The sequence below is a fragment of the Kovacikia sp. CALU 1929 genome (assembly GCF_056784235.1).
The window spans coordinates 99,869-113,278 of record NZ_JBXBCF010000097.1; the positions used below are offsets into that span (position 1 = coordinate 99,869).

Here is a 13,410-nt window from a genome sequence, read left to right on the forward strand (position 1 = left end):
CCCCAAAACGAAATTTGCAGCGTAATGTAATAAAAGTGGAGAAATCGTACACTATAAGGTTGCACAGCTTGGATCATCAATTTTGCCTGGTTTCGTCGTGAGCCTGGGGAATGATGAACTTAATGTTTTGTTGATTACTGAGCCGCATGGTGTGGATATATCTGTGAATGTGATGCAGTCAAACGAATTACCTGCCCAGTCAACCCCTTTGATTCTTGACAGTTTGCCCAGCCCGTCGATCGCCGATGAATCTTGTCCCCGACGGGCGATGACGCAGATTGACCTCATGTTGCTGGCGATAGAGGCGTTGGATCTTAGTGGTTCAGAAGCCATTTTGCTGATGGCGCACGAATTGGAGCTTCAAGGCATCATTAAAAACCGGGTCGCCCTGTGGCGGTTGCGCAGTACCAATCCTCTCCGGCGTAATAATCAGCGGCGATCGTTGACTGTGGTAGAAGCGAAAGCATTGGTTGTGGTGGGTTGTTACCTGGCTCGGCGGCTCACCGTACTCATTCGCCAGCTATTGCTGGCATATCAGCAATTGAGTGACAAGCAGCTATCAATGGAGCATCACTTCCGTTTACAGGAATATCTGGAGCGGTTTCGTGCCCATTTTAGATCTCGCATGAATCCACGCCGTGCCGCGGTTGCGGTTTACAACTCGGATGAGAAGCTGGATGAATTGGCGCTTAAATTGCTGACCCAACTCCTGTTTTGCACAGGCACCTACGGAATGCAGCGGTTTTGGATTAGCTTGTTTGATGGAGAGGTGGGATGACTATTCAACGACAGTATCGTCTGCCAAACTGTACGCTTTTGCTTGAGGGATTGGGTGATCTTTCCCTGGCGAATCAGTCCGATGCCCGTCCTCTGATGTCCGTCCTGATCAATGCAGAGTGCCATCTTCCAGGGCAGGAAAAGCCACTGTCAGGTGGACGGGACTTTTTAGAAAGCCTGGTCGCTGCGGTTAGCCACTATGTTCAGGAAATTTTGAGTGGTATGCACGATTTCAGTCATCCCAAACAAAATACCTCGCTCGTACAGCTAGAGCGGATTGACAGTAATCATCATCGCCTGAGTGTCTTGCCTGAGGGGGCAACTCCCGGTTCTGGAATTGCAGCCCAACTTACTCGTCAGATCAATCTGACCACAGTGCAGCTTTTTGACCTGGTTGAGGCAGTGGATCAGCTTTTTGCCGATACCCAAACCTTACCCGATCTGACCTTAAACCTTAAACCTCTGTCAAAGCGTTACATCCGTACTAGTGAGGTGGTAGCAAAACAGGCGGTACCGGCAGCATTGGGGGTTTCGGGTGTGGCGCTGGCGGCGATCGCCATTTTTGCTTTGCCTGTTCCCAAAATCACCCAACCCAACTGTCTGCGACCAGGCGAACCGGGCTGCACCACCACTCCAGATGCCCAGACTTCCCCAACTGCCAGTCCTTCTCCGGCGGCGGGTAGCTCACCATCCCCCACTCCCCAGACCAATGTCAGTCCTGCCCCAGGCGCTTCCCCCAATCCAGCGGCATTGGCAGCGGTTTTGACCAATGCTCCAGAGATTACGGACTCCAGTGAAATTGAGGCTCTCCGGGAGAATCTGCGGAAGCAAATTAACGAAGCATGGAATACCCGTGATGCGGTTACCCAAGATCTGGTCTACCACGTCGGTGTTGGCAAAGATGGAAAAATTGTGGGTTATAAAGCTGTGAATCAGGCGGCATTAACCAACACCAATAAAACCCCCCTGATTGCCCTGCTTGCTTTTCCTGCTCAAGGGGGGAGTCGTTCTCCATCTGAGCCGATCGCGGAATATAAAGTTGTGTTTACTCCCAGTGGGGTTGCAGAAGTTGCCCCCTGGAAAGAGGCAATGGCGACTCCGATCAGCAAAAACGGGGGGACTGAAATTACTGATAATGCTCGCCTGGAACAACTTCTGGAACAACTCCAGGACCAGTTCTACGACAACTCAACCGATCTGAAGCCGACCTACGAGTCAGAGCTGGTCTATCGAGTACGGGTGAATGAGGATGGCAGCATTGCTGATTACAAGCCAGACAACCCGCCTGCTTATAACTATGTCCAGGAAACTCCCTTCCGAACACTGGGCAAACCAGCAGATGAGGGGGGGGGACCCCTTAACACCTCCCACGCGATCTTCAAGGTCGTCTTGAAACCAGGTGGTGCAGCAGAAATAAGCCCCTGGCGAGGGTGGCAACCAGAGTAAGGCGGCTTCTGACCTACTTTTGTACCTGAGGACCCATCCAGACGTTGCTGACCGTTTGACCAAAAACGATGGGGCGATCGCCCTCAGCCAGAGTCGTTTTTCCAGCCGCATCTACAGTCCACAGGTGCCACTCTGCTTCTCCCAGGTTGCCCGCTTGAAACAGTGCCCGACCCGGATGAACATTGCTCCAGCCAAGTAGTACAGCCGTAGTGTATGAAATTGCAGTCGGTGCAACCGTGCTGATCTGGTTAAATGTGCGGTCTACTATCACCGCATAATCTGAGGCAACATCAGAACCAAAGAGTGATTCAAACGCTCGTGCTAAAAGGCGATCGCCTTCCTTTGACCAGGCGATAGGAATTACAATTGATATTTTGCCCCCTGATACCATCTCATCTGAGAGAAAAGGGTTATCTGCCAGTGGTGAAGTTGGAGTGACTGCCTGCAAATCTCCTGTCTCTAAGTTCTCCAAAAACAACACACTATTCACCTGGCTGCGATAAAACTCAGGATAAACATGCATTTGAATTCGACTATAGGCGGCATACCGACTATCGGGTGACAGTAGGGACTGACTTCGGTAGTAATGCAAACTTGCAGTGGCTTCTAAACCATGACTCACAGGTTGGTTCGATGTTGTATCATCCAGGGTTGCCAGAACCCAGTTCCAGGGAACTGGATGGGGGCTATTGAGGGGATCAATTTGTACCGATTGTTCAAACATAAAAAGGTTTACTCAAAAAAACCGAAAGCAAAAAATCAGATCCGACCAGCGATGGTTAGCCAGAACGGACTTTATAGGGTGTGTAAATACCAGGACAGGATAGCAAAAAAATTATTTTTTACTCTAATCTGGCTCTAATGTTAATCAACCACTCTCGATTCTCGACCTGACTTGATGATGAGCTGACGTTCATTCATAACGAGAGCTGACCTGTAGCCTCAGGGGATCAAAGCTCAGTAACCATTCCAGTTATAGAGAATGATGTTCCTGTCAGGGGAGCTACCCTGTTGAGTTAACTCAGCCTCACCCTTACTGGCTGACCAGCCTGGAGAATGACCAATTTATTGACAGCGGTTTTCAGACGAGTGCCCCCAGGCGATCCCTTTAGATGAATGCGAACAATAGATCGGTGTGGCATGCCCAAATGAAAATGGCTGTAGCTCCAGGCGGGGGACCTATAGCGTTTCTGCTTCTAGTAAGGTACAGGCAAGGGGCTTAAGCTCCTTGTTACAAGGCATAGGGTGTACTTCATTTGTTTGAGAATTGCTATAGACGGTTGAAAGTGGGAGTTTAAAGGTTTTAACCTAGCTCAATTTAAGGAGCAAACTTTTGATAATAAGCTTAATTGCAAAACCATCAACAGGACAGGCTCAAAACCTTACCTTCATGTATAACAGCCAACGCCAGTTTGGGTAAGCGATCTCAGGAAGTTTCCAAGAGTTTTAATGTTTTTAAGCGTTCAACCTTATGAAACACAAACTTAAGCTAAGAATTCAAAAGTCAGCGTTCAAAATTCAGGAAATGTTGTAGCCTCCCATTGCCCATGAACCTCATCTTCTTTGGTACTCCTCAGTTCGCAGTCCCCAGTTTAGAACGGTTACTGACACACACAGCATTTAATGTGCTGGCAGTCGTGACCCAGCCAGACAAACGTCGCGGAAGGGGCAATCAGTTTACCCCTGCTCCAGTGAAAGAAGTGGCGATCGCCCATCACTTGCCGGTCTGGCAACCAAAGAGTGTTAAGAAAGATGCTGTAACCCTGGATAAGCTGCGGTCAACTGATGCCGATGCATTTGTCGTGGTTGCCTATGGACAAATTCTTTCCCAGGAAATCCTGGACATGCCCCGGTTCGGTTGCGTCAATGCCCACGGCTCGATTTTGCCTAAGTATCGGGGCGCGGCTCCGATTCAGTGGAGTCTTTATCATGGCGAGGAAGAAACCGGGATCACCACGATGCTCATGGATGCTGGCATGGACACCGGACCAATGCTGATGGAAGCTCGAACCTCCATTTCCCTCTTAGAAAACTTTTACGAGTTAGCGGCAAGGTTGGCGGAGGTAGGTGCCGATCTACTGGTTAAAACTTTGTTAGGACTGGGACAACAGACCATTCATCCTCTGCCCCAGGACAACGATCAGGCTACCTATGCGCCGTTGATTAAGAAAGAAGATTACGGATTGGACTGGAAACGGGAGGCGATCGCCCTCCATAATCAAATTCGCGGATTTTACCCGAACTGCACAACCACGTTCCGCCAGAATGACATTAAGATTACTGCCACTGCTCCGCTGGGCCCGGATTACTGGGCAAAGTTACCCTTAGATATTCGGAGGTTAGAAGAAAACTGGTCTAGACTTGTCGTTCAAACTGCCCAAGCTGGTGAAATTACTACCGTTATTAAGGGGCTGGGACCGATTGTGCAAACAGGTCACGGATTTCTACTCTTGAGGGAAGTTCAGTTACCTGGAAAACGCCCCCAGTCTGGTTGGGATTTTGCCAATGGGACTCGCCTCTCTCCTGGAGAAATTCTGGGTTCCAGCAGTTAACCAGAACGCCCAGGTTTCCTTACTCATCTACACTATGGCTCTGTTCATAGTAACGGCAACCCATACACGGTCCCCCAGGGTTGACAGCGCACCGGATCAACTCAGAACGAGCATTAAACCGACAACTTAACTCACCCAAAACCCAGCGTCCATCAATCATGCTCCGTTCTGAGGGAGGTTGAGCCGCCTGCACATAAAGAGAAATCTTATGAAGCCGATACCGTCCTGCTTTGAGTTGATAGCGATGACGACGTTCTAACACCGCGTAGGTGGCTCCCTCTAAATCAAGGTAAGCACCGGGTTGAGGTGCCCAATCCAACCAAACGCTACCCAGTGATCGAGGTGGATGGGTAAGTATCACCTCCGTCGGCAAAGAATTTTGCTCCATGACAAGTGTTATGTAGCTTACACATGGTTCTTCGATAGTACCTTACCTGGTAACTTAGCTTCCCCCCTTTGGATTGTGTTCAGGCCTACTCTACAAATAGTGTGGATCTGGCTCAAACCTATAGGGATAGGGATACTGAGCCTTGAGCCAGTCAAGTCATTCCTGAGGTGTGATAGGATACTAAAGTTTTGTAACTGAAATAAAGAGGGCATTGCCTCTATCAATCAGGCTGTGCTCTACATCCATTTGCAGTCGAACTAGCTCAGTGTGCCTGCTAATTTCCTTTTACGGCAGGTTTTTTTTGTGTGCCTTTAACGCTTCACTCTGACAAACGGAGGAAATACATCGTTCATGACAGCAACAACAATAGCGCCCGACGATTTGCCATCCACTCTATCGGCTCCTAAGCTCCAACTGAAACACATTCTGAAAACGCTACCTAAAGAGTGCTTTCAGAAAGATATGCGAAAAGCGTGGCTATCTGCCCTCATGAGTGTATTGATGGTTGGCTTGGGGTACTTCTGTCTGGCTATAGCTCCCTGGTTTCTATTGCCCATCGCCTGGATCTTTACCGGAACTGCGCTGACTGGTTTTTTTGTGGTTGGGCATGATTGTGGACATCGTTCATTTGCAAAACGACGGTGGGTAAATGATCTGGTTGGGCATCTTTTTATGTCGCCGCTGATTTATCCCTTCCATAGCTGGCGCATTCTGCATAATCACCATCACAAGCACACCAATAAGATGGATGTAGACAATGCATGGCAGCCTTTTAGACCAGAGTTTTATCAAGGTTTAGGCTGGCTAGGGCGATGGAGCTACCGGGTATTGAGGGGGCAGATTTGGTGGGTCGGGTCTATTGCCCATTGGGTTGGATTACATTTTAATCTAGCTAATTTTGAACCCAAAGATCGGGCGAAAATTCGGTTGTCGATTGGGAGTGTGCTGGTGTTTGGGGCGATCGCATTCCCTCTTCTAATCGCAACTACGGGAATTTGGGGCTTTGTCAAATTTTGGCTGTTACCCTGGTTAGTCTTCCATTTCTGGATGAGCACCTTTACCCTGGTGCACCACACTGTACCTGAAATTGGTTTTCAAGAACCAGATCAGTGGGATGAGGCAAAAGCTCAATTGTCAGGGACTGTGCATTGCGAATATCCTGCCTGGGTAGAGTTCCTTTGCCATCACATTAATGTACATGTGCCCCATCACCTCTCCACGGCAATTCCGTCCTACAACCTGCGGATGGCACACCGTAGCCTTCAGGAAAACTGGGCTAGCTACCTCTATGAGTGCAAATTCTCCTGGTCGCTGATGCAACAGATTACCGATCGCTGCCATCTGTACCATCCTGAGCGGAACTACCAGTCGTTTCAGGAGTTTCATGGGCGGTAAAGGGTGAGGAGTGAGGGGTGAGGGGTGAGGGGTGAGGAGTTGTTAGTTGTTGGTTATGTGATGTGCAACAATCGACCGATCCTCGGTGTCTGGAAAGATCATTCAACCAATTCAATGAATTTCAGCAAGACACCGGGGATCTTGGCTGCTAAGTTGCACACCGCCATTACCGACTACCCGGTTTAATTTTCAACTCTCAACTCTCAACTTTCAACTCCCAACTCTCAATTCCCAACAACAGTGCGCCACTTTCCTAAATTCCGTCTATCCTGGGCTTAGTTCAAACCCAGAGTCACGGAGGAGTTGCCATGAAAAGTGGAAGTTGGATGGCTGGTTTGGGCACATTGGTGTTTTTGGCGAGTTGTTCCAATGCGCCAGAAAGCCAAAAAGCGCAGGTTCCCTCGGAGTTAGCACCGGGAGATGCTGCACAGTCTTCACCTCAGGCTGTTAATCCTCAAACGGCTAATCCTCAGTCTGCCAGCCCTCAAAGTTTTCCAAATCCGGTTGCCAGCCCGACTGCCATTGTTGAAGTTCCTGCCGTGCCAGGACTGTTAAAGCCGACAAATGCAGCGCGTCGAGTGCCAACCATCACAACGGGAAGGCAAAACCCATTTGAAGCGACTGCGACTCCTCCTCTGGCTCTTCCTGTGGCAGCGAAGGCAACACCTGCTACAGGGCGATCGCTACCACCCTTAGCTCAAAGACCCTTAGCTCCAATCTCTACTCTGCCAACAGTGCCGATCGCGGCGAATCCCAGTACTCTGCCGCCACTGGCGGTTCCTGGCAATCCTACCCTGACACCGCTTCCGCCTATGGGGGTACCTGTCGTGCCATCATCCCCCAGTAGTCTTGCCGAAACGATTGAAGTCACTGGAGTTTTACAGGTCAAAGGGCAATGGACGGTGATTGTGAAAGAACCGGGTTCCCCAACCAGTCGCTACGTCAAAACTGGAGATTATTTAGCTAATGGGAGGGTACTTGTTAAGCGAATCCTGGCAGGAGCGGAACCCGCCGTGGTTTTACAGCAGAATGGTAGAGAGGTCATTAAATCCCTGGGTAGTACCAGTTGACCGATTGCCATTCGAATAGTCAGGCGCTTTATGATAGACCCGATGGTTCGGCGCGATGCCGTCAATAGTGCAAAGCATGCGGCAGGAATATCTGAGCGGCGCAATCTCAACTATGAGGAAACTTATACTTGCCCGGTATGTCGTCATGGGCAAATTGCAACGCTACCGCTGATGCATGCCTTTGCCTGTAATTTTTGCCGCCACATTTTTACTGCTGATCTGCGTAACCAGTCCATTCGGGTGGAAGATAGCTCCCAACCTATGACGTGGCGGTGGAACGGGAGGGCGTGGCAGGGTGCCACCAGTCATATTGATAAGGAGTTAACAGTTATTATCTGGCTGGTAGGAGTCGCCCTGGTTGTGTTACCCCCTGGGTTAATCTGGCTATCTTCCCATACCTTTCCCCCCATGCAGGGAAGTTCCTGGTACTGGTTTCCAACCATTTGGGTTGGGTTGGCATTTCTTTCTCACTTTCTGTTTGTTACCTGGCTTCTGGTTGAGCATTACCAGGTTCCTTTGTACGTCACTTGTAAAATTCGCTGGCAGGATTGGCTCAGTAGGAGGTGAGGGGTGGATTGGTTTTGAGTTAAGAGTTTTGAGTTGGAAAGAAGCATCTTATCCGCCACTGACTACTGACCACTGCCCCTCCCCTACTCATCTAGAGGGTTGCTTGAATTTTCGATGCGTTTAATCAGTTGGCTGATGTGGTTGATATCTGCGCTGGTGGTTTTAGGCTGTTTTTTGAGCCAGGCGATCGCTGCCTTCTGATCCTTTTGTGCAGCAACCAATAGTGCCCCCCAGACTTTTACCTCTAATTGGGCGGGGTTTACTTGCAGTGCTGACTCGATGCGGCTTTGTAAATGACCCTGATCTGCCCTCAACAGTTCAGCGATTTCCAGGCTGTTCTCTGAATTGGTTTCAAAGATAGAGAGCGCCCTGAGCCAACGACCATCGATCAGGTTTGCCAAAATTTGTTGGTTGGCACTCACCCAGGATTTTTCTGCCTGGGTTTGAGTTGCCTGGGCGTGCCTGTGAATCAGTTCCATTTGAGCCTGGGCAGCGGTAGTCCATGCCTGCTTGTTCTGACGCTTGACGGATTGAAGCCACTCCAAACCAATCGACCATAAGCCACTGCGGGCAAGTAATAGTCCTTTGCTGTAGTTCTGATTGTTGATGGCAGGTTCAATCAGGGATATCGGTTCCAGGTGAATCGGGTTCGGCAAAAATTTGCGGGGGTGCACCTGAAATATCTTGAACTGAGGCTCCATGCCAATGGTTTGATTTATTACCAGTTCGGGGGTTTCTGTTCCTATCACCCGTTGCCAGGTAGGTTCCTCTCCGGTGGTGCTGCTCCACTCCAGCATTGTACTGAGGTGAAACCGGCTGGGATTGTAATGCACAATTTTCCCGTAAATCACGGTATGGTGACGAGACCATTGCCCACTCAGATTGAGCCAGATCCCTGGGGGTAGAGATTTGTTTTCAAACCGTTTAAGTCCTGTTAAAGGTAGCTGGCGAGTTGACCCATGAGTGTCAGATTGGTTGCTAATCAGAGGTGCAATGACAAATAATTCTTCGGGCCCCGCGATCGCCAGTTGATTGATCAGATGAAAGGTAAGCACCTGTCCAACCGTTTTTTGTCTCAAAGGGACAGACTGGTACAACCGCAACTCTACAATTTTTTCACAATCGTTCTGACAGTTAGGCTGCCGTTCCATCACCGGCACCAGTAAATCCGATGCCATGAATTGACTATCTAAAAAACTGCGATTTTGCCCCAGTGCCAGCGCTTCCCCAGCGACGTGCCCTGCCTGCTCAATTTCAGTCTTGATTTGTTGAAGTGTTTGAGGATGCTCTAGCCCTGTGACCGGGACTGGTATCCAGTTGGGTAGCCACCGATTCAGCCAATTCACTGACTGGGGGTTGAGGATAAACTCTGCCCCAAATCGGATGCTTAACCCAATGCCTGTGGCGGCGACAAAAAGCACGGAGATGACCACGCCTCCCCCTACCCAGGATGACTTTTGCCCAGGCTTACCTTGGTGAGTAGGCATGGCAACTTTTTGGTTGCCCAGGTTTCCTTTGCCAGAAAGCGTCTCGATGTTAGCCACGCCTTTGGAATGGTTGAAAGCACGATTGCGAGAACCCATATCAACCCAACCCAGCCCACCACAAGGGGATAGTCATGCCCCACTCTATCCCCATTCCAACCATCCGCCACAAAAAATCAGAAGCGAATTGAGCTGCGGCTAAAGAATTAACCTGGGGCTAAATCAAGATACTACGACGCATCGGGTTGGTCATGGACAATGAGTTTTTCTCTAAGACTCTACCTGCAACTGTTGCAGTTCTTGTTGTAAGTATTGCCCCCACCTGGCGGCTAAAGGGGGTTCTGTAAATGGGACACTAACAGGAGCTTCCTGGGTTGCCGTCACAAACTCCAGTACCGCTTTACCTTTGCCCGGTGGAGATGCCAGATCAACCAACTGCCCATTCACCCGCATCTGAATCGCGTAAATATCACTGAGAGAAAAGCTCTTCAGGTTAACTGGACCCCGTCGGGTTGGAACTCCCCAGGTTAATATCCTCTCTTTCTGTCCCAAAACGGCATACACATCGTACTTTGCCCGGTCAAACTGCTCAGCCCAGACTCGGTAAGCCTCAACCTTCTGGTACTCATGCCAACCAGACCAGGCTAACCCAATAAAGAATGCCAGCAGAGGCAGCCAGAAAAGTGCGTGTTGCATAGTAAATCAAGATCTTCAACGTCTTCCCCCATTTTGCCTGGACGTGAGCTATGTTTGTATGAATCCTCACTGTTGACCACGGGTATGAAAAGACTTTTGCTGCTGGGATTGTTTATCGGTGGGTTGTGGCTGGCATTGGCAAACTTTACCGGATTGGCTCACCAGGGAACTTATGACTCCATTGTGCTGAACTTCCGAGAAGATGTAGGCGCAGCGCAGATTGAACAGCAAGTTCAGGCGATCGCCCAGCAATTTAACGTGACTCCCCGACTGAACAGTGTATTTTCCTTTGACGACCATATCTTTGTTGTCGAAGGGGACAAAAAGCTGTTGAAGACGTTGAAAAAGTCTGAGGTCAGAAACTATACCGAGTTCATTGAACCCGACTATATCTACAGTACCTTTCTTGCCCCTAATGACCCGGATTATGGTAAGCAGTGGAACCTCCGTAGCATAAACGTCGAGCCAGCCTGGGACGATACAAAGGGTAAAGGTGTCACGGTCGCGGTAATTGACACTGGAATTAGCCCGGTGCCTGACCTGGCAAAAACCACCTTTGCGGAAGGCTACGACTTTGTGAATGATCGGGTTGAAGCAATCGATGATAACGGTCATGGAACGCATGTGGCGGGCACGATCGCCCAGTCAACCAACAATGGCTTTGGGGTTGCTGGAATTGCCTATGAAGCTACTCTGATGCCCTTAAAAGTACTATCAGCCTCTGGTGGCGGCACTATAGCAGATATTGCCGAAGCCATTCGATTTGCGGCTGACAATGGTGCCCAGGTGATCAATATGAGCCTGGGGGGTGGGGGTGAAAGCCAACTGATGAAAGAGGCGATCGACTATGCCTACGATAAAGGAGTGGTGATTGTTGCCGCCGCTGGCAACTCTGGTGAAAATGCGGCTGCCTATCCTGCTCGCTATCCTCGCGTTATTGGGGTTTCTGCCCTGGGTCCTTCAGGTTCCAAAGCGCCCTACTCTAACTTTGGGGCAGGTATCGATATTTCCGCTCCCGGTGGCGCTAAAAATGGCGAAGATCCCGACGGGGGCATTCTCCAAAATACGATTGATCCAGAAACGGGTGAGTCGATTTTCGCCTCATACCAGGGCACCAGTATGGCGGCTCCCCATGTAGCTGGAGTGGCTGCTCTATTGAAGGCAGAAGGGATTGAAAGCCCAGATGAGGTGCAAGATGTACTCAAACAATCTGCCCTCAAGGTAGAAGATGATTCCCTTAACCATTACGGTGCAGGCAAGCTGGATGCAGATGCGGCTGTGAAGCTGGTAACCCGTGGTCGCATTACTTTCCGCGACTTCTTCCGCTGGTTGCGCGACAACGGCTACCTCAACCCCAGATTCTGGATCGATGGTGGCGTGATTGCTCTTTGGCCCAAGGTTTTGATGGTTATTGGCTCTTACCTGCTGGCATGGCTGCTGCGGAATTTCTTCCCCTTCACCTGGGGTTGGACTCTCTCCACAGGTCTGGTGGCTGGCAGTTCAGGTCTATTTTTCCTCAAGGGAGTCTATCTCTTTGATGCCCCCCAATGGCCTTTCCGTGTTCTGGGCAGTTCGATTCCAGAGTTGGGCAGTGCGGTTCAGGGTACGACTGCCTTGAATCCGATCTTTGCCAGCGTGTTGGTGCCTCTAGTTTTAATTGTTCTGTTATTAGGACACGCCCAATGGAAATGGTTTGCCATTGGCACAACCCTTGGCATGACTGCCTGCCTTGCGATCAGCGCTGCCTGGTCACCCACTATGATGTGGCTAGGAGATGGGATAGTTGCCCGCATTTTCCTGGTGGTCAATGCCCTGCTCTGTTTTGCACTGGCACGGTTAGCCGTTAAACCCGGAGGAGTTTCAGCGACATGAGTATTCAGGTTGAAGGTACGATTGAACGCAAAGGCTTGGGTCCTGGAACCTGGGCACTTGTTGGCAACGATGGCAAAACCTACGAATTGCATAAGTCACCTGGTGACCTCCATAAAAACGGGTTAAAGGTCAAGGTCGATGGCAAAATTCGCGAAGATGTGATGTCCTTTGCGATGATTGGCCCAATTCTGGAAGTCCAGAATTTTGAGGTGTTGAGCTAAAAAATCATCCGCAAAGCCCAACTGCTCAGGCTCATGAGATCAAACTCAAAAAGTTTTCGGATAGGCTTCAGCGTAGTGCAGAATAGCACTGATTTAGACATAGAGCCTTTACCAAGATCCCAGGAATCTCAAAGATTCCTGGGATCTAAAACTTAATATCACTGACTTAAGGCTGAACGCCCTGGCATATCTTGTGCTCCAGGCTCGGCCTTGGGAACACCGACTGAGAGGCTCTGCCTCGTATGAGCATTAGAGGCAGAGCCTCCAGGTTTCCCATTCCAAGGTAGGCTTTGGAACAAGCAAACTGAAAATTCAAAATTGGTATTTACAGATTCAAGCTTCAATTTGTACTGGCTAATACTTCCTGCAACCGGCTCCTGAATTCTCCTTTAGGATGCCCACCTTTGACTTCTCCTAAAATCTTGAAGTTATCCCCCTCTGGTTCATCGCAAATCAGGTAAGTGGGCCAGCCCATCCCTTCCTTATCGGGATACTGAGCTAGCAGAATTTTGCGGTACTTGCGGTAGGTTGAGGTGTCCTGCATTTTGACGCTAACGAACTGAAGCCCAAGTTCCTCCACCACTTTCTGGTCATAGAAGGACATTTTGTGGCAAATCCCACAATCTTCCGAGGAGAACTTAATGACTGTTCGATTCATAGGGTTAGCTATCTCCAAGGGCGTTGAACATCAGATAATTAAACTCAGATATTAATATAGCGGTTCTCAGTGACCTCCGGTGCAGCGTTGTTTGAAGAGTCAGGAGTTAGCAACCTGGGTTATGTAGAGCGACAGCGAAACCCAACACTTCCAAGGTCTTGATGTTGTCAGAGTGAAGCATTCCTCCCAGTAGTCAGTAGGCAAAGGACTGGGAGGTGTTGTTGATCAAACAAAAACCCCAGATCAAAAGTTGAACTGGGGAACAAATTAGGGTGCATCTACCA

Annotated in this window: 13 protein-coding genes; 8 read left to right on the forward strand and 5 right to left on the reverse strand. The window is 49.6% G+C overall.

Going from position 1 to position 13,410, the window contains the following annotated elements; all coding sequences use genetic code 11:
* Nucleotides 1-82: 82 nt before the first annotated feature.
* Entirely contained in the window at nucleotides 83-778 is a 696-nt protein-coding gene (locus AC1S52_RS27195) for a DUF3038 domain-containing protein (protein WP_482032177.1), read from the forward strand.
* On the forward strand, nucleotides 775-2,223 hold the full coding sequence (locus AC1S52_RS27200; RefSeq protein ID WP_482032178.1) for a DUF4335 domain-containing protein: 1,449 nt from the start codon (nucleotides 775-777) through the stop codon (nucleotides 2,221-2,223). The genes AC1S52_RS27195 and AC1S52_RS27200 overlap by 4 nt, the downstream gene beginning before the upstream one ends.
* A 13-nt stretch (nucleotides 2,224-2,236) precedes the next feature.
* On the opposite strand, the gene AC1S52_RS27205 is transcribed toward AC1S52_RS27200, so the two are convergent.
* Complete coding sequence (locus AC1S52_RS27205; protein WP_482032179.1) at nucleotides 2,237-2,947, reverse strand: hypothetical protein; 711 nt, start codon at nucleotides 2,945-2,947, stop codon at nucleotides 2,237-2,239.
* Between the two features lie 823 nt (nucleotides 2,948-3,770).
* Between AC1S52_RS27205 and fmt the strand changes: the two genes are divergently transcribed.
* Nucleotides 3,771-4,775 carry a methionyl-tRNA formyltransferase gene (gene fmt, locus AC1S52_RS27210; protein WP_482032180.1) on the forward strand — a complete coding sequence of 335 codons (1,005 nt, stop codon included), beginning with the start codon at nucleotides 3,771-3,773 and terminating at the stop codon, nucleotides 4,773-4,775.
* Between the two features lie 19 nt (nucleotides 4,776-4,794).
* On the opposite strand, the gene AC1S52_RS27215 is transcribed toward fmt, so the two are convergent.
* Nucleotides 4,795-5,163 (reverse strand): DUF6464 family protein, encoded by a 369-nt coding sequence (locus AC1S52_RS27215; RefSeq protein ID WP_482032181.1) that lies wholly within the window; start codon nucleotides 5,161-5,163, stop codon nucleotides 4,795-4,797.
* Between the two features lie 351 nt (nucleotides 5,164-5,514).
* Here AC1S52_RS27215 and AC1S52_RS27220 point away from each other — a divergent pair, with 351 nt between their 5' ends.
* The 3 genes from AC1S52_RS27220 to AC1S52_RS27230 all read left to right on the forward strand — a co-directional run bounded on the left by AC1S52_RS27220 (nucleotide 5,515) and on the right by AC1S52_RS27230 (nucleotide 8,195).
* On the forward strand, nucleotides 5,515-6,558 hold the full coding sequence (locus AC1S52_RS27220; RefSeq protein ID WP_482032182.1) for a fatty acid desaturase: 1,044 nt from the start codon (nucleotides 5,515-5,517) through the stop codon (nucleotides 6,556-6,558).
* 308 nt (nucleotides 6,559-6,866) lie between these two features.
* Nucleotides 6,867-7,628, forward strand: coding sequence for a hypothetical protein (locus AC1S52_RS27225; protein ID WP_482032183.1), 762 nt, complete (start codon nucleotides 6,867-6,869; stop codon nucleotides 7,626-7,628).
* Between the two features lie 30 nt (nucleotides 7,629-7,658).
* Complete coding sequence (locus AC1S52_RS27230; RefSeq protein ID WP_482032184.1) at nucleotides 7,659-8,195, forward strand: hypothetical protein; 537 nt, start codon at nucleotides 7,659-7,661, stop codon at nucleotides 8,193-8,195.
* An 83-nt stretch (nucleotides 8,196-8,278) separates the two neighbouring features.
* Here the strand turns inward: AC1S52_RS27230 and AC1S52_RS27235 are convergent, their stop codons facing one another.
* Both AC1S52_RS27235 and AC1S52_RS27240 read right to left on the reverse strand, forming a co-directional pair.
* On the reverse strand, nucleotides 8,279-9,739 hold the full coding sequence (locus AC1S52_RS27235; protein ID WP_482032185.1) for a hypothetical protein: 1,461 nt from the start codon (nucleotides 9,737-9,739) through the stop codon (nucleotides 8,279-8,281).
* Nucleotides 9,740-9,949: 210 nt separating this feature from the next.
* Nucleotides 9,950-10,375 carry a hypothetical protein gene (locus AC1S52_RS27240; RefSeq protein WP_482032186.1) on the reverse strand — a complete coding sequence of 142 codons (426 nt, stop codon included), beginning with the start codon at nucleotides 10,373-10,375 and terminating at the stop codon, nucleotides 9,950-9,952.
* An 84-nt stretch (nucleotides 10,376-10,459) separates the two neighbouring features.
* On the opposite strand from AC1S52_RS27240, the gene AC1S52_RS27245 reads away from it, so the two are divergent.
* Complete coding sequence (locus AC1S52_RS27245) at nucleotides 10,460-12,247, forward strand: S8 family peptidase (RefSeq protein WP_482032187.1); 1,788 nt, start codon at nucleotides 10,460-10,462, stop codon at nucleotides 12,245-12,247.
* Nucleotides 12,244-12,468, forward strand: coding sequence for a hypothetical protein (locus AC1S52_RS27250; protein WP_482032188.1), 225 nt, complete (start codon nucleotides 12,244-12,246; stop codon nucleotides 12,466-12,468). Before AC1S52_RS27245 ends, AC1S52_RS27250 begins: the two co-directional genes overlap by 4 nt.
* Before the next feature lie 340 nt (nucleotides 12,469-12,808).
* Here the strand turns inward: AC1S52_RS27250 and AC1S52_RS27255 are convergent, their stop codons facing one another.
* A complete protein-coding gene (locus AC1S52_RS27255) occupies nucleotides 12,809-13,126 on the reverse strand; it encodes a TlpA family protein disulfide reductase (RefSeq protein WP_482032189.1) in 318 nt (105 codons plus the stop codon).
* Between the last annotated feature and the right edge of the window lie 284 nt (nucleotides 13,127-13,410).

What these genes read in the sequence shown, in the direction of transcription:
- AC1S52_RS27230 (WP_482032184.1), top strand. Translation starts at nt 7,659, where the DNA reads ATGATAGACCCGATGGTTCGGCGCGATGCCGTCAATAGTGCAAAGCAT.
- AC1S52_RS27255 (WP_482032189.1), bottom strand. Translation starts at nt 13,126, where the DNA reads ATGAATCGAACAGTCATTAAGTTCTCCTCGGAAGATTGTGGGATTTGC.
- AC1S52_RS27215 (WP_482032181.1), bottom strand. Translation starts at nt 5,163, where the DNA reads ATGGAGCAAAATTCTTTGCCGACGGAGGTGATACTTACCCATCCACCT.
- AC1S52_RS27250 (WP_482032188.1), top strand. Translation starts at nt 12,244, where the DNA reads ATGAGTATTCAGGTTGAAGGTACGATTGAACGCAAAGGCTTGGGTCCT.
- AC1S52_RS27225 (WP_482032183.1), top strand. Translation starts at nt 6,867, where the DNA reads ATGAAAAGTGGAAGTTGGATGGCTGGTTTGGGCACATTGGTGTTTTTG.
- fmt (WP_482032180.1), top strand. Translation starts at nt 3,771, where the DNA reads ATGAACCTCATCTTCTTTGGTACTCCTCAGTTCGCAGTCCCCAGTTTA.
- AC1S52_RS27220 (WP_482032182.1), top strand. Translation starts at nt 5,515, where the DNA reads ATGACAGCAACAACAATAGCGCCCGACGATTTGCCATCCACTCTATCG.
- AC1S52_RS27240 (WP_482032186.1), bottom strand. Translation starts at nt 10,375, where the DNA reads ATGCAACACGCACTTTTCTGGCTGCCTCTGCTGGCATTCTTTATTGGG.
- AC1S52_RS27245 (WP_482032187.1), top strand. Translation starts at nt 10,460, where the DNA reads ATGAAAAGACTTTTGCTGCTGGGATTGTTTATCGGTGGGTTGTGGCTG.
- AC1S52_RS27205 (WP_482032179.1), bottom strand. Translation starts at nt 2,947, where the DNA reads ATGTTTGAACAATCGGTACAAATTGATCCCCTCAATAGCCCCCATCCA.
- AC1S52_RS27200 (WP_482032178.1), top strand. Translation starts at nt 775, where the DNA reads ATGACTATTCAACGACAGTATCGTCTGCCAAACTGTACGCTTTTGCTT.